This window comes from Streptomyces sp. Sge12, from assembly GCF_002080455.1.
Classification (GTDB): domain Bacteria; phylum Actinomycetota; class Actinomycetes; order Streptomycetales; family Streptomycetaceae; genus Streptomyces.
Genome location: NZ_CP020555.1, coordinates 5,061,858 through 5,082,442 on the forward strand (window position 1 = coordinate 5,061,858; position 20,585 = coordinate 5,082,442).

18 protein-coding genes and 1 tRNA gene are annotated in these 20,585 nt (G+C 70.1%); 4 read left to right on the forward strand and 15 right to left on the reverse strand.

What is annotated here, in order from left to right:
• Positions 1-73 precede the first annotated feature (73 nt).
• Positions 74-1,099: a LacI family DNA-binding transcriptional regulator gene (locus tag B6R96_RS22690; RefSeq protein WP_053176416.1), complete on the forward strand. Its 1,026-nt coding sequence runs from the start codon at positions 74-76 to the stop codon at positions 1,097-1,099.
• A gap of 50 nt (positions 1,100-1,149) precedes the next feature.
• Here the strand turns inward: B6R96_RS22690 and B6R96_RS22695 are convergent.
• From B6R96_RS22695 to B6R96_RS22710, 4 genes are all read right to left on the reverse strand, one after another.
• Positions 1,150-1,222, reverse strand: a tRNA-His gene (locus tag B6R96_RS22695).
• 133 nt (positions 1,223-1,355) lie between these two features.
• A complete protein-coding gene (orn, locus tag B6R96_RS22700) occupies positions 1,356-1,958 on the reverse strand; it encodes an oligoribonuclease (RefSeq protein ID WP_081523462.1) in 603 nt (200 codons plus the stop codon).
• A 105-nt stretch (positions 1,959-2,063) separates the two neighbouring features.
• Complete coding sequence (locus tag B6R96_RS22705) at positions 2,064-3,239, reverse strand: helix-turn-helix domain-containing protein (RefSeq protein WP_030388552.1); 1,176 nt, start codon at positions 3,237-3,239, stop codon at positions 2,064-2,066.
• A gap of 376 nt (positions 3,240-3,615) precedes the next feature.
• Positions 3,616-3,891, reverse strand: coding sequence for a hypothetical protein (locus B6R96_RS22710; RefSeq protein WP_384507206.1), 276 nt, complete (start codon positions 3,889-3,891; stop codon positions 3,616-3,618).
• Between the two features lie 443 nt (positions 3,892-4,334).
• Here B6R96_RS22710 and B6R96_RS22715 point away from each other — a divergent pair, with 443 nt between their 5' ends.
• Complete coding sequence (locus B6R96_RS22715) at positions 4,335-4,868, forward strand: universal stress protein (protein ID WP_030388550.1); 534 nt, start codon at positions 4,335-4,337, stop codon at positions 4,866-4,868.
• A 34-nt stretch (positions 4,869-4,902) separates the two neighbouring features.
• Here B6R96_RS22715 and B6R96_RS22720 read toward each other — a convergent pair whose 3' ends face one another.
• On the reverse strand, positions 4,903-6,135 hold the full coding sequence (locus B6R96_RS22720) for an RNA-guided endonuclease InsQ/TnpB family protein (RefSeq protein ID WP_081523464.1): 1,233 nt from the start codon (positions 6,133-6,135) through the stop codon (positions 4,903-4,905).
• Positions 6,136-6,337: 202 nt separating this feature from the next.
• Here B6R96_RS22720 and B6R96_RS22725 point away from each other — a divergent pair, with 202 nt between their 5' ends.
• On the forward strand, positions 6,338-6,904 hold the full coding sequence (locus B6R96_RS22725; RefSeq protein ID WP_053704204.1) for an acetate uptake transporter: 567 nt from the start codon (positions 6,338-6,340) through the stop codon (positions 6,902-6,904).
• Positions 6,905-6,995: 91 nt separating this feature from the next.
• Here B6R96_RS22725 and glmS read toward each other — a convergent pair whose 3' ends face one another.
• Together glmS and B6R96_RS22735 are read right to left on the reverse strand one after the other, a co-directional pair.
• Positions 6,996-8,813, reverse strand: a complete 1,818-nt coding sequence (gene glmS, locus B6R96_RS22730) for a glutamine--fructose-6-phosphate transaminase (isomerizing) (RefSeq protein WP_030388548.1) — start codon at positions 8,811-8,813, stop codon at positions 6,996-6,998.
• A 65-nt stretch (positions 8,814-8,878) separates the two neighbouring features.
• A complete protein-coding gene (locus tag B6R96_RS22735; RefSeq protein WP_030008735.1) occupies positions 8,879-9,154 on the reverse strand; it encodes a hypothetical protein in 276 nt (91 codons plus the stop codon).
• A gap of 173 nt (positions 9,155-9,327) precedes the next feature.
• On the opposite strand from B6R96_RS22735, the gene B6R96_RS22740 reads away from it, so the two are divergent.
• Complete coding sequence (locus B6R96_RS22740) at positions 9,328-10,920, forward strand: beta-N-acetylhexosaminidase (RefSeq protein ID WP_081523466.1); 1,593 nt, start codon at positions 9,328-9,330, stop codon at positions 10,918-10,920.
• Positions 10,921-11,048: 128 nt separating this feature from the next.
• On the opposite strand, the gene B6R96_RS22745 is transcribed toward B6R96_RS22740, so the two are convergent.
• From B6R96_RS22745 to B6R96_RS22780, 8 genes are all read right to left on the reverse strand, one after another.
• Positions 11,049-12,830: an IucA/IucC family protein gene (locus B6R96_RS22745; RefSeq protein ID WP_081523468.1), complete on the reverse strand. Its 1,782-nt coding sequence runs from the start codon at positions 12,828-12,830 to the stop codon at positions 11,049-11,051.
• The gene (locus B6R96_RS22750) at positions 12,827-13,411 is read right to left on the reverse strand and encodes a GNAT family N-acetyltransferase (protein WP_081523470.1); all 585 of its coding nucleotides are present in this window, start codon (positions 13,409-13,411) and stop codon (positions 12,827-12,829) included. The genes B6R96_RS22745 and B6R96_RS22750 overlap by 4 nt, the downstream gene beginning before the upstream one ends.
• Complete coding sequence (locus B6R96_RS22755; RefSeq protein ID WP_081523472.1) at positions 13,411-14,709, reverse strand: lysine N(6)-hydroxylase/L-ornithine N(5)-oxygenase family protein; 1,299 nt, start codon at positions 14,707-14,709, stop codon at positions 13,411-13,413. Before B6R96_RS22755 ends, B6R96_RS22750 begins: the two co-directional genes overlap by 1 nt.
• Positions 14,693-16,186: a pyridoxal phosphate-dependent decarboxylase family protein gene (locus B6R96_RS22760; protein WP_053704209.1), complete on the reverse strand. Its 1,494-nt coding sequence runs from the start codon at positions 16,184-16,186 to the stop codon at positions 14,693-14,695. The genes B6R96_RS22755 and B6R96_RS22760 overlap by 17 nt, the downstream gene beginning before the upstream one ends.
• A gap of 147 nt (positions 16,187-16,333) precedes the next feature.
• Positions 16,334-17,233 carry a siderophore-interacting protein gene (locus tag B6R96_RS22765; RefSeq protein ID WP_081523474.1) on the reverse strand — a complete coding sequence of 300 codons (900 nt, stop codon included), beginning with the start codon at positions 17,231-17,233 and terminating at the stop codon, positions 16,334-16,336.
• Between the two features lie 64 nt (positions 17,234-17,297).
• A complete protein-coding gene (locus B6R96_RS22770) occupies positions 17,298-18,335 on the reverse strand; it encodes an ABC transporter substrate-binding protein (RefSeq protein ID WP_081523476.1) in 1,038 nt (345 codons plus the stop codon).
• 155 nt (positions 18,336-18,490) lie between these two features.
• On the reverse strand, positions 18,491-19,651 hold the full coding sequence (locus tag B6R96_RS22775) for an acyl-CoA dehydrogenase family protein (protein ID WP_030388540.1): 1,161 nt from the start codon (positions 19,649-19,651) through the stop codon (positions 18,491-18,493).
• Positions 19,652-19,658: 7 nt separating this feature from the next.
• Entirely contained in the window at positions 19,659-20,576 is a 918-nt protein-coding gene (locus B6R96_RS22780) for a hydroxymethylglutaryl-CoA lyase (RefSeq protein ID WP_030388539.1), read from the reverse strand.
• Positions 20,577-20,585 lie beyond the last annotated feature (9 nt).

A 20,585-nucleotide genomic window follows, 5' to 3' on the forward strand; every position in this document is an offset into this window, starting at 1 on the left:
CCGGGTGTCTGTGACACAGTGTGGGAGCGCTCCCATAGTCGTCAAGGGGTAGATTCACAAGCGGGAGGAAGCCATGAACGGGCACGGGCGCAGCGGGGGACGGCCGACCCTGGAGGAGGTGGCGGCGCGCGCCGGAGTCGGGCGCGGCACGGCCTCCCGGGTGATCAACGGATCCTCCAAGGTCAGCGAGCAGACCAGGGTCGCCGTCGAGGCGGCCGTGGCCGAGCTGGGATACGTACCGAACCGCGCCGCACGCGCCCTCGCGGCCAACCGCACCGACGCCATCGCCCTCGTGATCCCCGAACCCGAGGCCCGCTTCTTCGCCGAGCCCTACTTCTCCGAAGTGGTCCGCGGGGTCGGCGCCGCCCTCGCCGAGACCGAGGTGCAGCTCGTCCTCACCCTGGCCGGCGGCGACCGCGAGCGCCGCCGCCTCTCCCAGTACCTGGCCGGGCACCGCGTCGACGGAGTGCTCCTCGTCTCCGTCCACGCCGGGGACCCGCTGCCGGAGCTGCTGGCCGAGCTCGGCATCCCGACGGTGATCAGCGGCCGCCGCTCCGCCGCCGAGACCCTGCCCAGCGTGGACTCCGACAACCTGGCGGGCGCGGCCGAGGCGGTACGCCACCTCCTCGACCGGGGCCGCCGCACGATCGCCACGATCACCGGCCCGCTGGACGTGTACGGCGCCCAGTGCCGCCTCGACGGCTACCGGCAGGCCCTGGCCACCGCCGGGCACGCCGCCGACGAGCCGCTGATCGCGGTCGGCGACTTCACCGAGGAGGGCGGCCGACGGGCCATGCGCGAACTGCTGGAGCGCCGCCCCGCGCTCGACGCCGTCTTCGCCGCCTCGGACGTCATGGCGGCCGGCGCCCGCAGGGAGCTGCGCGCGGCCGGCCGCCGGATCCCCGAGGACGTGGCGCTGGTCGGCTTCGACGACTCCGTGGTGGCCCGGCACATGGACCCGCCGCTGACCAGCGTCCGGCAGCCGATCGAGGAGATGGGCCGGACCATGACGGCGATGCTGCTGGGAAGGATCGCGGGGGAGACGGGCGAGGCGGCCGCCGTGCTGCCGAACCGGCTGGTGGTCCGGGAATCGTCCTGATGCATGCAGAAGGCCCCGGTCCGCTTTCGCGTACCGGGGCCTTCCCACAGGGTGAGTGACGGGACTTGAACCCGCGGCCACCTGGACCACAACCAGGTGCTCTACCAACTGAGCTACACCCACCATGTCCGGTCGGAAAACCGACCGGCCGAAGAAAAGGGTACAGGGTCCGGGAGGGTGCTCGCTCCCCCGTTTCCCGCCACCCCCTCCGGAGGGGCCTGGTCGGACGCCCGGACGCCCGGACGCCCGGACGCGCCTAGGCGCCGGGCGTGGCGTGCTTGGCGGCGATGCCGCGGGCCGTGTCCGAGTCGGGCCCGGGCTGCGGCACGAAGACCGCCTCCCGGTAGTAGCGCAGCTCGGTGATGGAGTCCTTGATGTCCGCCAGCGCCCGGTGGTTGCCGTTCTTCGGCGGGCTGTTGAAGTACGCCCGCGGGTACCAGCGGCGCGCGAGCTCCTTGACCGAGGACACGTCCACGATCCGGTAGTGCAGGTAGCCCTCCAGCGCGGCCATGTCGCGCAGCAGGAAGCCGCGGTCGGTGCCGACCGAGTTTCCGCACAGCGGCGCCTTGCGGGGTTCCTTCACGTGCTCCCGCACGTAGGCCAGGACCTGCGCCTCGGCGTCCGCGAGGGTGGTCCCGCCGGCCAGCTCGTCGAGCAGGCCGGAGGCGGTGTGCATCTCGCGCACCACGTCGGGCATGGTTTCCAGGGCGGCGTCCGGCGGGCGGATCACGATGTCCACGCCTTCGCCGAGCACGTTGAGCTCCGAGTCGGTGACCAGTGCGGCCACCTCGATAAGTGCGTCGTCCGCCAACGAGAGCCCGGTCATCTCGCAGTCGATCCACACCATGCGATCGTTCATGTGTCCCACCTTATGCGGTCCCCCGTGGCGCGGACCGCATATGCGGAAGGTCCCCCATCGGCCGTGACCGATGGAGGACCTTCGTGCGTCGTACGGGCCGAGCGGCTACGCGTGTTCCCGCAGCGCCCGCCCCGGTGCGTACAGCTCCGTCACCGTGGGACCCGCCGCGGCCAGGGCCGCCGCCGCCCGGTGGGGCTGCGGGGTGCGCTGGTGCGGCACCGGACCGGAGTTGATCTCGGCCACCTGTGCCACGTCGGCCTGCGGCCGGCGTGCCCGGTAGGCGGAGCGGTAGGCGGCCGGGGAGGACCCCAGCTGCCGCCGGAAGTGACCCCGCAGGGCGACCGGCGAACGGAAGCCGCAGCGTCCGGCGACCTCGTCGACCGAGTAGTCGGAGGTCTCCAGCAGCCGCTGGGCCTGGAGCACCCGCTGCGTGATCAGCCACTGGAGCGGAGCGCTGCCGGTGAGCGAGCGGAACCGCCGGTCGAAGGTGCGCCTGCTCATGTAGGCGCGGGCGGCCAGCGTCTCCACGTCGAACTGCTCGTGGAGGTGTTCCAGGGCCCAGGCGACGACCTCGGCCAGCGGGTCGGCGCCGATCTCCTCCGGCAGCGACCGGTCGAGATAGCGTTCCTGGCCGCCCGTGCGCCGCGGCGGTACGACGAGCCTGCGGGCCAGGGCCCCGGCCGCCTCACTGCCGTGGTCCGTGCGCACGATGTGCAGGCACAGATCGATTCCGGCCGCCGTGCCGGCGGACGTGAGCACGTCGCCGTCGTCGACGAACAGTTCGCGCGGGTCGACATGGACGGACGGGTACCGCTTGGCGAGCGTCGGCGCGTACATCCAGTGCGTCGTCGCGGGCCGGCCGTCCAGCAGGCCTGCGGCGGCGAGCACGAAGGCTCCCGTGCACAGGCCTACGATCCGGGCCCCCTCCTCGTGCGCCAGACGCAGTGCGTCGAGCGCCTCCGGCGGTGGCGGTGAAGTGATGGAGCGCCAGGCGGGAACGACGACCGTTCCTGCCCGGGCGATCGCCTCCAACCCGTATGGCGCGGTCAGTTCGAGTCCGCCGGTGGTCCTGAGCGGACCGTCCTCACCGGCGCACACGAGCAATCGGTAGCGTGGAACTCCCGCGTCCTGCCGGTCAATGCCGAACACGGAAAGTGGAATGGAGCTCTCGAAGATCGGTCCGCCGCTGAAGAGCAGCACCGCGACGATCTCCCTGCGGCGACGCCCCGCGAGCTTCCGGCCGGCGTCTGCTGTGACGACGGCGGTGGAATCCTGGCTCATGGCGCTAAGCCCCCCTTGGGTGTCGCGACTCCTTGGTCTGGTCGCACCTGCACGTTTCCCCTCGGCCTTGCACGTGGATCCCCCGCCGTAAATACATGATCGAATCTACTGCGTCCCGTGGTGTCGGCGTGACAAGTTCAGCACGCAGCGCTATGTCGACTTCTCAACTTGGCGAAAAGCATTCGATCAGTAAGCGTTCCACTCCGCTACCCGAACAGGAAGCGTGCTCCCCGGCCATGGCCAGTACCTGTAGGGCCAGAACGCCCCCCGCGGTCTGTCGTCGCTGGTGGTGAGGGGGGCGGGGGGACATTCCGGCAAGGAGGGCACCTTGCCGGGAAGTTGGCTGAAAACATGCGTGTGTGGGTGTGCGAATGAGTCAGTCCTGCGGGGAGCCGGGTCCGGAGACCCGGCAGCCGCGGCGGTTCCCGGCGGCGCCGCGCGAGTGCCGGCCGCGGTGCGCGGGCGGCAGCGGCTCGTGCGCGCGCACCCGGGCCTCGGCCCGCTGCGCCTTCTCCGAGTGGCGCAGCAGGACCCGGCACGCGGCCGTGACGGCGAGCAGGCCGAGGGTCGCGACGGCGGCCCCGCCGTAGGAGGTTCCGTAGACGACGAGGACCACGGGGACGAGCAGGCAGCTGAAGGCGGCCCAGCGCACGACGTCACCCGCGGGGTCGTCATGCGGGTGCCCGGCGGGACGCACGGACGAGTGAAGGGGCGAGCGGGGGACTTGCGTCGGCTGAGCTGGCTGGACGGGGTGAACCGGATGACCGGGCACGGCGTGCTCCCTGCGGGCTCTTACCTGTTGGTCGGACGCATGTCCCAACGGCCGGTGCCGGGGCTCGGTCACTGCGCGCACGGGTGGCGCTGGCCGGTCTCGTCACTGGCTGTAGGGGGCAGCGGCCATTGCCAAGGCGCGTTCGCTCCGGCATGCTCCCTGGGACGCTCTCCAAGGGCGGCATGCCCTGTGCAGGACAGGAGTGTCGCCGTACCCTGGTGGGTATGGGCTTGGGAAGATGCTTCCCGGACATAGCTCCGTCACACTGCGTCGCCGATTTCGCCCCTGTTGCTTCCTCCAAGGACCTCCTCGCCGAGACACCCATGGCCGGTCACGAATTCTCCGAACCCGCGGACCGCAAGCGCAAACGCGTCGCCGACCCCGCGTCGGCCGCCGATCTGCGCGCGGTGGAACAGACACGCACGCACTGCGATCCGGCCTTCCGGCACGGGGTCGTTGTGGGATTCGACGGATCCACGTCGAGCGAGCGCGCGCTCGCCTATGCGATCGGCATGGCCCGTCGCTCCGGATCCGGTCTGATCATCGTCCATGTCGCCAACCGGCTGCCCACCACGGTGTGGGCCGGCTGCGAACCGCCCGTCTTCGTCGACGTGCCGGACCATCGGACCGAGGTGCTCGGGCTGGAACTCGCCTGCGCGGACTACCTGGCGGAAGTGCCGTGGATCCTGGTCGAGCGCGGTGGTGACATCTGCCATGAGCTGGAGGAGGTCGGCCGGGAGTATTCGGCCGACGCCATCGTGGTCGGCTCCACGCACGGGATCGTCGGCCGGATCTTCGGCTCGGTCGCCGGCCGCCTGGCCAAGCGCGCGCAGCGACCCGTCGTTGTCATTCCTTGACTGCTCCCCTCCCTGACGGGAGGGGATTCCTGGCTCACGCAGCCTCCCGGGGCGGCGCCCCGGGAGGTCTTCCGCGATCAGCACCAGCCGGGGTCAGGCCTGCCCGGACGAGCATCACGCGTGCGGAGTTCTTGTCCCGTGGGGACACGGCTCCGCACGCGGTGCAGGTGTAGGTGCGCTCTCCCAGCGGCAGTGCGTGCTTGGCTCTCGCTCCGCACTGCGCGCAGTCCATCGTGGTGTGCGCGGGGTGCACCAGGTGCATGGCGCGTCCGTGCTTGCGGCCCATTTCGATCAGGGCCTTTTTGGTGGCGCCGATGGCGGCGTCGGCTGCCTTCCTGGCCATGGTGGTCTTCGCGAGGAACTTCGGCCGGAAATCCTCCACCGCAAGGGCATCGTGGTCGCGCACCACCGACTTGGCCCACTTCCGGGCTGCATCCTGCCGCTGCCGGGCGACCTTCTTGTGGAGCTTGGCGCGCTGTCTCTTCGCCGTGCGGTGGCCCTTGGACGCGGCCCGCCCTCTCTCGGGCTTCCGGCGGGCCATCATGCGGTCGTACCGGGTCAGCTTCGCGGCAGCCTTCCTGCCGTGCTCGGCGTGCGGCAGATCGTGATGGTCACTGGTGGTGGTCGCGGTCTCGCGCACGCCCCAGTCGATACCGATGACCTGTCCGGTTGCAGGCAGCAACTCGGTTTGGGCCGGGACGACGAATGAGCAGTACCAGTGTCCGAGGCTGTCCTGATGGACGCGCACGCTGGACGGGTCGGCGGGCAGCTCCCGCGACCACACCACCGTCAGGATGATGCCCCCGGCCAGGTGCAGAGTGCCGTTCTTCAGGCGGAAGCCACGCTTTGTGTAATTCAGCGACGGGGCGCCCTCACGCTTCTTCCTGTACTTGGGCATCCCGGCCCGACGTGCCATGGGTAGGCGGTCCTTGATGTCCTTCTGCGCCTTGGCCCTGGACCTGCCGAAGTCACGTACCAGCTGCTGCTGCGGGACCGAGGCGCCTTCTCTCAGCCAGGCGTTGGCCTTCCGGGCCTCGGTCAGCATTCTGTCGAGTTGCGCCGGACCGCAGGTGCGCTTGTCCATGCCGTCGGCCTTGGTCATGTTCCATGCGTGGACTTGCTTGGACTTGGCCACGCACTCGTTCCAGATCCACCGGATTCGGTCCCACTCGTCCAGTAGGGAGGCACGGGCAGTGGATGACACCCGAAGCCTGAAGGTGTATCGGGCGAAATGCCCGGCATCCTCGGCCCTTCCTGGTGTCGTCATGACGCGACCGTAAAGCCGTGCCCTTCACGAGCCACCCGTATTTCGCGACGTTCCCTCGAACGAGTGGCCGACCCGGTCGGTCGCACGCCGTTGTCATCCTGTGACCCTTTGTTAAGTCGCTTGTGCGGTTGTGCCCCCGTGTAAAGGGTAGATAAATGCTGCTGGGACGCAGCAAACAACTGCAGATCGAAGGGAGCCCGCCGTGGACAATGGTGTCTCTGCGGGAAGCACGGCCTCGACTTCGACCCTGGGGAACATAGCCCTGGGTCTCACCCTTCTCGCATTCGGTATCGGCCACACCGGTGTCATCGACGGTGTGTCCGCTGCCAACTCCGTGTCGCTCGCGATGTACGTCGGCGGCGCGGCCCTCTTCCTCCTCGGGCTCCTCGAGTACCGCGGCGGCAACGGGTTCAACGGCACCGCGTTCGCGGGCCTCGGCATCTTCTGGTTCACGTGGGCCAAGGGTGCGGGCGGTTCGGTCTCCGACGAAGCCGCCGGAACGTTTCTTGTCCTGTTCGCGATGCTCGCGCTGACCCTCACGGTCGCCGCCGCGAGCGGTCTGTTCAGCCAGGGCGTCTACGCCCTGCTGACCCTGTCGCTGCTCCTGCTGGCCATCGGCGCCTTCGTCGACAACGGCGCGCTCGCCAAGGCGGGCGGCTGGGTCGCCGCGGTGACCGGACTGCTGGCCTGGTACGGGGCGACCGCGGCGCTGGCGCACTGGCCGATGGCCTTCGGCAAGGCCCGGCACGGGGCGGTCGCCGCGAGCTGAGCGGCGGCGGGACACACGGCACCACCGCACCACAGCGGAGAACCACCGTGCGCACACCGCGCACGGGGGTTCTCCGCTGTGGGGACGTCGATTACTCGACGGTGACCGACTTCGCCAGGTTGCGCGGCTTGTCGATGTCCCGGCCCATGGCCAGGGCCGTGTGGTACGCCAGCAGCTGGAGCGGGATGCCCATCAGGATCGGGTCCAGCTCGTCCTCGTTCTTCGGCACCACGATGGTGTGGTCCGCCTTCTCCTGCTCGCGGTGGGCGACCGCCAGGATCCGGCCGCTGCGGGCCTTGATCTCCTCCAGCGCCGCCCGGTTCTTCTCCAGCAGGTCGTCGTCCGGGACGATCGCGACCGTCGGCAGCGAGGGCTCGATCAGGGCGAGGGGGCCGTGCTTGAGCTCGGAGGCCGGGTAGGCCTCGGCGTGGATGTAGGAGATCTCCTTCAGCTTGAGGGAGGCCTCCAGCGCCACCGGGTAGCCGCGCACCCGGCCGATGAACATCATCGACTTGGCCTCGGCGAACTCGGCCGCGAGCTTCTTGATGTCCTCTTCGCCGTCGAGGATCTCCTGGATCTGCGCGGGCAGCTTGCGCAGGCCCTCGATGATCCGCTTGCCGTCGGTGACCGAGAGGTCCCGGATGCGGCCCAGGTGCACGGCGAGCAGCGCGAAGGCCACGACCGTGTTGGTGAAGCACTTGGTGGAGACGACGCAGACCTCGGGGCCGGCGTGCACGTACACGCCGCCGTCGGCCTCGCGGGCGATGGCGGAACCGACCACGTTGACCACGCCGAGGACGCGGGCGCCCTTGCGCTTGAGCTCCTGCACCGCCGCGAGCACGTCGTACGTCTCGCCCGACTGGGAGACCGCGATGTAGAGGGTGTCGGGGTCCACGACCGGGTTGCGGTAGCGGAACTCGGAGGCCGGCTCGGCGTCCGCGGGGATGCGGGCCATGCCCTCGATGAGGCCGGCGCCGATGAGGCCCGCGTGGTACGAGGTGCCGCAGCCCAGGATCTTGACCCGGCGGATGCCGCGCGCCTCGCGCGGGTCCAGGTTCAGGCCGCCCAGGTGCACGGTGTTGAAGCGGTCGTCGATCCGGCCGCGCAGCACGCGGTCGACCGCGTCGGGCTGCTCGGAGATCTCCTTGTGCATGTAGGTGTCGTGACCGCCCATGTCGTACGAGGCGGCCTCCCACTCCACGGTCTCCGGGGTGGCGGTCGTGGTCGCACCGCTGGTGGTGTAGGTGCGGAAGTCGTCGGCCTTCAGGGTGGCCATCTCGCCGTCGTCGAGGGTGACGACCTGGCGGGTGTGGGCGACCAGCGCGGCGACGTCCGAGGCGACGAACATCTCCTTCTCGCCGATGCCGAGGACGACCGGGGAGCCGTTGCGGGCGACGACGATGCGGTCGGCGAAGTCGGCGTGCATGACGGCGATGCCGTAGGTGCCCTCGATCGCCTTGACGGCCTCGCGGACCTTGTCCTCCAGGGACTCGGCCTCGGAGCGGGCGATCAGGTGGACGATCACCTCGGTGTCGGTCTCCGAGACGAAGACGACGCCCTCGGCCTCCAGCTTGGCGCGCAGCTCGGAGGCGTTGTCGACGATGCCGTTGTGGACGACGGCGACCTTGTTCTCGGCGTCCAGGTGGGGGTGCGAGTTGATGTCGCTCGGGGCGCCGTGCGTGGCCCAGCGGGTGTGGGCGATGCCGGTCGTGCCGGCGAAGCGCTTGGGGACGCGGGACTCCAGCTCGCGGACCCGGCCCTTGGCCTTGACCACCTTGAGGGTGGAGGCCTTCGGGCTGTTCACGACGATGCCCGCGGAGTCGTAGCCGCGGTACTCCAGCCGCTGCAGACCTTCGAGCAGCAGCGGTGCCACGTCACGCTTGCCGATGTAACCGACGATTCCGCACATACGGTTTAGCCCCTCCTGAGGTTCGGTTCGTGTACCCGCCCGCAGCCGCCTCCGCGGCCGCCGGCTCAGCCGTAGACGATGCGGCGCAACTGCCGGAGCGAGAGCTCCGGCGGCGCCACGGCGCGGTGCGGCAGTTCGGCCGCGATCCGCTCGAAGATCTCCGCGTTGACCGCTCCGCCGGACTGCAGTTCCCGGTGGCGGCGGCGGACGAACTCCTCGGTCGTCTCGTCGAAGTAGGCGAGCACGTCCAGTACCACCCGGGCCGCTTCGCCGCGCTGCAGCGCGGTGCTGCGCACCAGGTGGTCGACGAGGTCGTCATGCGACGGGCGGCGATCGAGCATTCGTAGATATTGGCGGCTAACGGCGGTGAACGCAAAGATCCTGCCCGTTTTCGGGCAGGATCCACCTGGTCTGGACCAGAAGGGGGCTCGGCGTGCCCCTCCTTCGGATGATTTCCGCCCGGTCCGGAAGACCGCAGCGGACGGGACGTCCCACTTGGCCTATACCTGTGCGCATGAGAGTCCTGCGACGTACGCTCGGCGCCCTCCTCGCCCTCGGTGCGACCCCGGCCCTGCTCACGGCCTGCACCTCCGCCCACGGTGACGACTCCCGGCCCGGTGACGATCCGCCGGCGGCCCTCACCCCCTTCGAACGGCTGCTGCCGGCACCCCTCTCCGCGCGGGCCGCGGGCCCCGGGTACGCCTTCGGGGCGGGCACGGTCATCCGTACCGGCCGCGGCAGCGGCGAGGAGGTCCGCCGGGTCGGCGAACTCCTCGCCGAGCAGCTGCGCGGCCCGAGCGGGCTGCCGCTGCCCGTGGTCGACGGGGCGCAGGGCGACGGGATCCGGCTCCGGCTCGACGAGGGCGCGCAGGGGGTGGGTGACGAGGGGTACCGGCTGGAGTCGGACCCGAGCGGGGTCACCCTCACCGCGCGGACGCCGGCCGGGCTGTTCCACGCGGGGCAGACGCTGCGCCAGCTGGTGCCGGTGGCCGGCCCGGGGACGGTGCCGGGCGGCACGGTCACCGACCGGCCGCGTTTCGCCTACCGGGGGGCGATGGTCGACATCGCGCGGCACTTCTTCACGGTGGAGCAGGTGAAGAGGTACGTGGACCAGCTCGCCCAGTACAAGGTCAACACCCTGCACCTGCACCTGACCGACGACCAGGGCTGGCGCCTCGCGGTCGACTCCTGGCCGCGGCTGGCGCAGTACGGGGGCGGCAGCGAGGTCGGCGGCGGGCCCGGCGGCCACTGGACGAAGGACGAGTACCGCGAGCTGGTGGCCCACGCGCAGCAGCGGTACGTGGACGTGGTCCCCGAGATCGACATGCCCGGGCACACGAACGCGGCGCTCGCCTCCTACGCCGAGCTGAACTGCGACGGGAAGGCACCGGAGCGGTACACCGGCACCAAGGTGGGCTTCAGCTCGCTGTGCGTGGCGAAGCAGCGGACCTACGAGTTCATCGACGAGGTGCTCGGCGAGCTGGCGGAGCTGACCCCCGGCCGCTACCTGCACATCGGCGGCGACGAGGCGCACGCGACCCCGGCGGCGGACTACGCGGCCTTCATGGACCGGGCGCAGGAGGTGGTGGGGCGGTACGGGAAGACGGTGGTGGCCTGGCACCAGCTCGCGGCGGCCCGTCCGGCACCGGGAGCGGTGCTCCAGTACTGGGGGCACGACCGGACCGCGGCCGCGGACAAGGCCGCCGTGGTGGCGGCGGCGAAGGCCGGGCACCCGCTGATCCTGTCGCCGGCGGACCGGCTGTACCTGGACATGAAGTACGACCCGGCGACGAAGCCGGGCCTGGCGTGGGCGGGGTACGTCCCCGTGCAGCGCGCCTACTCCTGGAACCCGGGGGCGTATCTGGCCGGGGTCCCGGAGTCCGCGGTCCTGGGGGTGGAGGCGCCGCTGTGGACGGAGACCGTCCAGACGCGGGCGCAGTGGGAGGAGCTGGCCTTCCCAAGGGTCCTGGGCCTGGCGGAACTGGGCTGGTCCCCGGCCTCCGCGCTCGACTGGACCGCGTACAGCCGGCGGCTGGCCGCTCAGGCGCCCCGGCTGGACGCGCAGGGCATCGGCTTCTTCCGGGCGCCGGAGGTGCCCTGGCCGTAGGGGGAGGAAGAGCGAGGGCGTGACCGCGAAGAGGGCCAGTCAGGGCTTCGCGGTCACGCCGTCGGTTCTCGGGGGTGGGGCGGGGGAGGCGTCGAGGGACCGTATCGATGCCTCCCCCGCCCCGTGTGTCACCGCCGGGCGAAGGCCGCGACGGGGTTCTTGAGGTTGCCGATCAGCTGGAGGGCCGCAGCCGGGTCGGCGAGGTCGACCATCTGCTTGTTGTTGCGCAGCTGGAGGCGGTTCAGGCAGGACAGCTGGAACTCCTGCGCGAAGAGGTCGTACCGCTCGAAGCGCTCCGCGAGCTGCGGCATCGAGTCCTGGTACTCGTGGCCGCAGTCCGCGACCGCCTGCCAGAAGGTGTCCTCCTCGCAGATGCCCTCGTCCGCGAGGATCGCGCCGAGGAAGCGGAAGAAGCAGTCGAAGACGTCGGTGAAGATCGACAGGAGCTTCATGTCCTCGGGGATGTCCGCCCGGACCCGCTCGACCGCGGGCGGCAGCACCGCGTCCGCGTCCATGATGACGATCTCCTCGGCGATGTCCTTGAAGATCGCCCGCTTCACCAGGCCGCCCTCGATGACGAGGATGGTGTTCTCGCCGTGCGGCATGTACGCGAGGTCGTACTGGTAGAAGCAGTGCAGCAGCGGCACCAGGTAGGCGCGCAGGTAGTGGCGCAGCCACTCGGCCGGGGTCAGGCCCGACTCCGCGATCAGCGCGCCGACGAAGGACTTGCCCTCGGCGTCCACGTGCAGGAGCGAGGCCATCGTGGCGAGGCGCTCGTCGCCCTCGATCCGGTTGACGGGCGACTCGCGCCACAGCGCGGCCAGCATCTTGCGGTACGGGGAGTACCGGTCGGTGGCGCGCTCGTACTGGCGGTGGTGGTAGCCGATCGCCGCGCGTTCGCGGATGATCGAGAAGTCCACCGACTTCAGGGTCTCGTCGCCCTCGATCAGCTGGTGCAGCCAGTCGTTGATGGCCGGGGTGGCCTCCATGTAGGCGGCCGACAGGCCTCGCATGAAGCCCATGTTCAGGACCGAGATGGCGGTCTTGACGTAGTGCTTGCGCGGCGCGCTCCGGTTGAAGAACGTGCGGATCGACTGCTGCGCGAGGTACGCGTCCGGGCCCTCGCCCAGCAGCACCAGGCGGCGGTTCGCGATCTCGGCCGCGAAGGTGACCGTGGTCTTGTTCCACCACTGCCAGGGGTGCACGGGGAAGAGGTGGAAGTCGGCCAGGTCCAGGCCCAGCGCGGTCATCCGCTCGGCGAAGACGCCGATGGTCTCGTCGCCGAGCTCCTCGCGCATGAAGGAGTCGTGGTCCAGGCCGGCGCCCGCGGTGAAGGTGGAGACGTCCTTGCGGGCGGCGACCCACACGAGGTGGACGGGGCTGGCGGCCTCCGGGGCGTACGAGAGGTACTCGTGCACGCCGAAGCCGAGCCGGCCGTTGTTCGCGACGAAGCAGGGGTGGCCCTCGGTCATGCCCGTCTCGATGTCCTGGAAGGAGGACTTCGCGAGGACGTCGGAGGAGACCTGCGGCTTCGTGTACTTGTAGCCGGTGCCGGCCAGGGTGGAGGAGATCTCCTCCAGGTAGACGGGCAGCACCTCCGGGCTCAGCCCCAGGGTCTCGCGCAGCTCGATGTGGAAGTCGAGGGCGTCCAGCTCCAGCTCGGCGCCGTCCCGGTGGCGGGTGATGGAGGCCTCGTCGACCGACCAGTGGTCGAGGGCGTGCAGGACCGCCTTGAAGCGGTACTCGACGCAGGAGTCGTCGCTGCGGACCGCGTACCAGGAGTCCCCGAGGGGCTCGGGGGTCAGCAGGCGCTCGTGGGAGAACTCGGCGAGGCCCTTGCGGACCAGGGCGCGGTTGGCGCGGGCCCACAGCTCGGGGGAGAGGTGGGCGACGGCGTCGGCGAGGCTCATATGGAGACCCCCTGGGCAGCCGTGGCGGCCTCGAACTGCGCGCGGGTGCAGAAGCTCAGCAGCGCTTCCTTCTCCGGCTTGGTGACCTGGCGCTCCGGCACGAAGCCGACGGCCTCGTTGAGGGCGTGCACGGCGGTGTTGGCGACGTCCGGCTCGACCACGACGCGTTCGGTGGCCGGGTCGGCGAAGATCGCGGCCATGACGGTGGTGATCACGGCGCGGGTGAAGCCGTGCAGCGGGGTGTCGCTGGGCGCGACGAGGAAGTGCATGCCGACGTCGCCCGGCACGGCGTCGTAGAGGCCGACCAGCTCCAGCTCGGACGGGTCGTAGGTCTCCATCAGGAACGCGGGACGGCCCTCGTGCAGGCCGATGAAGGCCTGGTGGTGCTCGTGGGCGGCGATCCTCATGTACTCGCGCTCGACGTCCGGCAGGGACGCGTCCTGCATCATCCAGAACGACGCCTTCGGGTGGGTGACCCAGCCGTGGAGCAGCTCCGCGTCGGCGAAGGGGTCCAGGGGGCGCACGGCGAAGGAGCCGAGTTCTTTGTCGGTGCGGGAGAAGAGGAGTTCGGTGGTGCTCATCAGAGGGTGCCTTCCGGGGCGGCGAACTGCTGGAACGCGATGGACTTCTCGACCTTGTAGTGCTCGCGGCCGAGGAGCTCACCGACGATGTACGCGTTCCGGTACGCCGCCATGCCCAGGTCGGGCGAGGTGAGGGAGTGGTTGTGGGTGGTGCCGTTCTGCAGGTAGACCCCGCGGCCCGTGGTGTCGATGCTGTAGTTGCGGGCGGCGTCGAGACGGCCGTGTCCGTCGAAGTTCAGGCGGTCCCGTACCGGGTTCAGGAACTCGGGGAAGCTGTACTTGTAGCCGGTGGCCAGGACCAGGCCCTCGGTGGTGAGGGAGAAGTCCCGCTCCTGCTCCTCCTGGCGCAGCCCCAGCGTGTACGTGCCCGTGGTGGTGTCGTACGCGGTGCTGTTGAGGGAGGTGTTGGTCATCAGGGTGGTCGGGACCTGGCCCGGCATGCTGATCTTCTTCTGGTAGAGCAGGTCGAAGATGGCGTTGATCAGGTCGCCGTCGATGCCCTTGAAGAGGTTCTTCTGCTGGGTCTCCAGCCGGTACCGGGTGTCCTCGGGGAGCGCATGGAAGTAGTCCACGTACTCGGGGGAGGTCATCTCCAGGGTCAGCTTCGTGTACTCCAGCGGGAAGAACCGCGGGGAGCGGGTCACCCAGTTGAGCCGGTAGCCGTGGACGTCGATCTCGGCGAGGAGGTCGTAGTAGATCTCGGCCGCGCTCTGGCCGGAGCCGATGAGGGTGATCGACTTCTTCTTCTGCAGCTCCGCCTTGTTCTGCATGTAGGCGGAGTTGTGCAGGAAGTCGCCGCCGAGGCCCTCGCAGGTCTGCGGGACGTGCGGCGGGGTGCCGGTGCCCAGGACCAGGCGGGGGGCCCGGTGGGTCTCGCCCTTGTCGGTGTGGACCTCGTACAGGCCGGCCTGCTCGTCGTAGGTGACCTCGGTGACCGAGGTGGACCACTGGACGTTGTCGAGGCGGTCGGCGGCCCAGCGGCAGTAGTCGTTGTACTCGGCCCGCAGCGGGTAGAAGTTCTCCCGGATGTAGAAGGAGTACAGCCGGTCCTTGTCCTTCAGGTAGTTCAGGAAGGAGAAGGGCGAGGTGGGGTCGGCGAGCGTGACCAGGTCCGACATGAAGGGCGTCTGCAGGTGGGCGCCGTCCAGGAACATCCCGGCGTGCCACTCGAAGTGCGGCTTCGACTCGATGAAGAGACCGTCGATCTCGTCGAGCGGGGCGGTCAGGCAGGCGAGTCCCAGATTGAACGGACCGACGCCGATGCCGATGAAGTCGTGGGTCTCAGCGGTGGAGGGCAAGGGATTCTCCCAGGAACTGCTCGGCATGTGCGGCGAGAAGGTCGAGGACGGCCGCGATGTCGGCCGTCGTGGTCTGCGGGTTGAGGAGGGTGAACTTCAGGTACTGCTTCCCGTCCACCTTGGTGCCGGCGACGACGGCCTCGCCGGAGGCGAACAGGGCCTTGCGGGCGTGCAGGTTGGCCTCGTCGACGAGGTCGCTGCGGATCCCGTCGCCCTCGGGGACGTAGCGGAAGACGAGGGTGGAGATCTGCGGCTTGACGACGACCTCGAAGCGCGGGTCGGCGTCGATGATGTCCCAGCCGGCCGCGGCCAGGTCGATGACCTCGTCGAAGAGCGAGCCGACACCGTCGGCGCCCATGACGCGCAGGGTCACCCAGAGCTTGAGCGCGTCGAACCGGCGCGTGGTCTGGATGGACTTGTCGACCTGGTTGGGGATGCGCTCCTCGGCCATGCGGCGCGGGTTGAGGTAGTCCGCGTGGTACGTGGCGTGCTTGAGGGTGTCGCGGTCGCGCACCAGCATGGCGCTGGAGCTGACCGGCTGGAAGAACGACTTGTGGTAGTCGACCGTGACCGAGTCGGCGCGCTCGATGCCGTCGAGGAGGTGGCGGCGGGTCGGGGAGGCCAGCAGCCCGCAGCCGTAGGCGGCGTCCACGTGCATCCACGCGGAGTGCTCGTCGGCCAAGCGGGCGATCTCGGGGAGCGGGTCGATGGACCCGAAGTCGGTGGTGCCGGCGGTGGCGACGACGGCCATCGGGAAGAGGCCCTCGGCGGCGCACTCCTCCAGCTCCAGGGCGAGCACCGCGGTGTCCATCCGGCGGTTGCGGTCGACCGGGACGGAGATGACGGCCTCGTAGCCGAGTCCGAGCATCGCGGCCGACTTCTGGACGCTGAAGTGGCTGGCGTCGGAGGTGAAGATGCGCAGCTTCGGCAGGAGTTCGGCCTTGGTGAGCTCGCGTCCCTCGTCGAGCGCCTTCTTCATGACGAGGCGGCAGGCCTCGTCACGGGCCAGGAGCAGCGCGTGGAAGTTGGACTGGCTGCCGCCGGAGGTGAAGATGCCGTCCGCGGCGGGGCCGAGGCCGATGCGCTCGGTGGTCCAGTCGATGAGGCGGCGCTCGATGAGCGTGCCGCCGATGGACTGGTCCCAGGTGTCGAGCGAGGAGTTGACGGCCGACAGGATCGCCTCGCCGAGCACGGCGGGGATGACGACCGGGCAGTTGAGGTGGCCCAGGTAGCGCGGGTGGTGGAAGTACACCGCGTCGCGCAGGTAGACGTCCTCGAGCTCGTCCAGGACGGCGGCCGCGTCCGCGAGCGGCTTGTCCAGGTCGATTCCGTTGATGACCGGGGCGAGTTCGTCGACGGATATACCGGTGTGGGGCCGCTGCGTCGTCGCGAGTTTGGCGGCGACGCGGTCGACGCCCTCGGTGACGGAGCGCCGGTAGAGGTCCGCGGTCGTCTCGTTCAGCAGATGCGAGCGCATCAACTTTCCTCCGGGCAGGGGGGAGAAGGGGGGTGTGTGGCGTGTGTGAATTAGGTTAGCCTAACCTTAGTATTTCGCCAAACGCAGATGGGCCCCGGCTGAAAAGCCGGGGCCCGTCGCAACTGCACTATGGGGTAAGGAAGCTGACTACAGCTCGGACGCCGGGTCCTCGCTCGGGGCCTTGCCCGCGTACGCCTCGGCGAGGAGCTGCTCCTCGCTCGCACCGAGGCGCCAGTAGCCGGTGAAACGGACGGCGCGGCGGTCGACGAAACGTTCCTGCACGAAGTGCCGGCGCACGGCGCGAATCGTGCCCGCCTCGCCCGCCAGCCAGGCGTACGGGGCTTCGGCTGCGACGGGTCCGGCCGAGCGCAGCGCGTTCAGCACCTGCTCCGTCCGCTCCCGGCCCTCGCTCTCGCGCACGATCCAGGTGATGTCCGCGTCGGCGGGCGCCGCCAGGTCGAGCCGGTCGTCCTCGTGCGGGACCTCGAACCAGGCCCGGACGGCGGTCCCGTCGGCCAGTCGCTCCAGGATCGCGGCCGCGGCCGGCAGGGCGGTCTCGTCCGCGTACATCCAGATCGCGTCGGTGCCGGCCGGCGGCTGGAAGCGTACGGACTTGTTCTCCGCGACGGCCGGCCCGATCGCCATGATCCGGCGGCCGGCCACGGCCTGCCCCGCCCAGCGGGACGCCGGGCCGGTGTCCCCGTGCAGGACGAAGTCGATGTCGACCTCGTCCGCCCCCTCGGGCGTACGGCGCTGCTCGCGCACCGTGTAGGAGCGCATCACCGGCCGCTCCTCCTCCGGCACGGCGCGCCAGGCGGCGAACCAGGTGTCCTCGTCCGTGGACGGGAGCACCGTGTGCTCCTGGCCGGACGGGGGCAGGAAGAGCGACAGGCTCTGGTCGAAGCCGCCCGAACGGAAGGCCGCGAGGGACTCCCCGCCGAACGTGACCCGCAGGAACGAGTGGCCCAGACGGCGCGTGCGGACGACTTCGAGCTCGAAGAACCGGAAGTGGGCGACGGCCGGGGCGTCGGATGCGGTGGCGGTCATGCGGAGAGGTCCCCCTGGAGTCGGAACGGCCTGCCTGGCGCCCGGGGTCACCGGGCGCCGAGGGTCAGCTGACCTTCTTGGCGCTCTGGATGGACTTCGCGAGGTCTTCCAGGAGCTGGGCGCACTTGTCGTACGAGAAGATCGGCTCGGTCACGCGCGGGGTGATCTGGCCGGCCTTGACGGCGGGGAGCTCGGCCCAGGTGGCCTTCTCCTTCAGGGCGTCGGGCTGCAGGGTGCCGGTGCGGTTGTCGAGCAGGACGACGTCGGCCTTGTACTTGCCGGCGTTCTCCCAGCTGAGGCTCTCGAAGAAGCCGCCCTCGTCCAGCTTCTCGGGGGTGACGAACTCGACGCCGAGCTGCTGGAAGTACTTCAGGTCGGCCGAGGTCTCCGGGGTGGAGACGTAGAACAGGTCGGCGGAGCCGGAGCCCACGAGGACCTTGATGCCCGGGTTGGCCTTGGTTGCCTCGCGGACCTTCGCGGCGGCGGCCTCGAAGCGGGCCTTCGCGTCGACGGTCTTCTTGGCGTTCATGTCGGCGCCGAGGGACTTGGCGAGGTCCGCGGTGCGCTCCAGCGCCTTGTCGAGGGTGACGTCGCCGCCCACCTTGACAGCGGCGGCCGGGGCCAGCTTCAGGATCTTGTCCTTGGAGGCCTCCGGGACGTACCAGTACGTGCCGTCCCAGGTGTTGGTGACGAGCAGGTCGGGCTGGAGGGCCGCGTACTTCTCGACGTTGAACTCGTCGTAGACGTTGCCGAGGATCTCGACCTTGGAGATGTCCATCGAGCCGGCCTGGACGTCGGGCTTGCCGTCGGCGGTCTTCGTCGGGCCGAACACGCCCTTGACCGGGACGCCGTAGTCGTACAGGGCGGCCGCGGTGCCGGTGAAGGCGACGATGTTCTTCGGCGTGGACTTGGTGCTGACGTCCTTGCCGAGGTCGTCCTTGAAGGTCCAGGGGCCGGAGGCCGCGGCGCCGTTGTCCTTGCCGCCGTCACCCTTCGCCGAGTCGGTGCCACCGCAGGCGGCGAGGACCGCTACGAGGCCGAGGGCGCCACCGGCCGCGACGAACCCGCGACGGGTGAAGGAGGAGGTTCGGGACTTGGGCATGTCGATGTCCGTTTTCGTGCGTACCGGGCGGCCACTGAGCCGTTCGTGGGGAAGGTTAGCCTAACCTTGGCCTGAAACGATAAGGGGGTCCTAAGTTTTTTCAGGACCCCCTCGCTCAGCCCGTCGCCCCGTCCGCTCGCGGACGGGCCCGACGACTAGCCGGCGAAGCCCAGTTCGCGCGCGATCAGCATGCGCTGGACCTCGCTCGTGCCCTCGCCGATCTCCAGGATCTTGGAGTCCCGCCACATGCGCGCCACCGGGTACTCGTTCATGAAGCCGTAGCCGCCGTGGATCTGGGTCGCCTCGCGGGCGTTGTCCACGGCGACCGTCGAGGAGTACAGCTTCGCGATCGCCGCCTCCTTCTTGAACGGCTCACCGGCCACGAGCCGGGAGGCCGCGTCGCGCCAGCCGATGCGGGCCATGTGCGCGCGCATCTCCATGTCGGCCAGCTTGAACTGGATCGCCTGGTTGTCGCCGATCGCCTTGCCGAAGGCGTGCCGCTCCTTGGCGTACTTCACCGACTCGTCCACGCAGCCCTGCGCGAGCCCGGTCGCGAGCGCGGAGATGGCGATGCGGCCCTCGTCGAGGATCCGCAGGAACTGCGCGTAGCCGCGGCCCTCCTGGCCCACCAGGTTGGCCAGGGGGACCCGTACGCCGTCGAAGGACAGCTCACGGGTGTCCGAGGAGTTCCAGCCCACCTTGGAGTACGGAGCGGCCACCGTGAAGCCCGGGGTGCCGGACGGGACGATGATCGAGGAGATCTCCGGGCGGCCGTCCGCCTTGCGGCCCGTCACGGCCGTGACGGTGACCAGACCGGTGATGTCCGTACCCGAGTTGGTGATGAAGCACTTCGAGCCGTTGATGACCCACTCGTCGCCGTCCTTGACGGCGGTGGTGCGGGTGCCGCCCGCGTCGGAGCCCGCACCCGGCTCGGTCAGGCCGAAGGCGCCCAGGATCTCGCCGGAGCACATCCTCGGCAGCCACTCGCGCTTCTGCTCCTCGGTGCCGAAGAGGTAGAGGGGCATGGCGCCGAGGGAGACCCCGGCCTCCAGCGTGATGGCGACCGAGGAGTCGACGCGGGCCAGCTCCTCCAGGGCGATGCCGAGGGCGAGGTAGTCCCCGCCCATGCCGCCGTACTCCTCCGGGAAGGGCAGGCCGAACAGGCCCATGCGGCCCATCTCGGCGACGATCTCGTAGGGGAACTCGTGCCGCTCGTACAGGTCGCCGATCTTCGGGGCGACGACGTCGTGCGCGAACGCCTCCACGGTGCGGCGGAGTTCCTCGTGCTCAGGGGTGAGCCGGTGGTCGAGGGACATGGTGTGACTACTCCTTGTGGGAGAGGGCGCGGACGGTACGGGAGGGGCTGGGACGTCCCAGCTGTTCGGCCATCCACACGCTCGTGGCGGTGAGGGCGGCCAGGTCGACCCCGGTTTCGATGCCGAGGCCGTCGAGCATCCACACCAGGTCCTCGGTCGCGAGGTTCCCGGTGGCGCTCTTCGCGTACGGGCACCCGCCGAGGCCGCCTGCGGAGGCGTCGACGGTGCTCACGCCGTGCTGGAGCGCGGCGAGCGTGTTGGACAGGGCCTGGCCGTAGGTGTCGTGGAAGTGCACGCCGATACGGTCGGTCGTGACACCGGCCTCGTTCAGCGCGGAGAGCAGGGCCTGGACATGGCCCGGAGTGGCCACGCCGATCGTGTCGCCGAGGCTCAGCTCGTCACAGCCGAGGTCCAGCAGGGCCTTGGCGACGGAGACGACCTGGTGGACCGGGACCGGGCCCTCCCAGGGGTCGCCGAAGCACATCGAGAGGTAGCCGCGCACGTGCGCGCCGCCCTCCTTGGCCCGGGCCACGACCGGCTCGAACATGGCGAGGGACTCGGCGACGGTGCGGTTGAGGTTGCGCGAGGCGAAGGTCTCGGTGGCCGACCCGAAGACCGCGATGCGCCGCGCCCCGAGGGCCAGCGCACGGTCGAGGCCGCGCTCGTTGGGGACGAGCACGGGCAGATCCGCCGCGACATCGGCCAGCTGCGGGAACAGCTCCTCCGCGTCGGCCAGTTGGGGCACCCACTTGGGGTGCACGAAACTGGTGGCCTCGATGGTGGTCAGCCCGGCGGCGGCGAGGCGGTGGATGAACTCCGCCTTCACGGCCGTGGGGACCGCGCCCTTCTCGTTCTGCAGCCCGTCGCGGGCACCGACCTCGTGGATGCGGACCCGGGCCGGGAGGCCGGGGGCCGGCACGTTCATGGGCAGCCT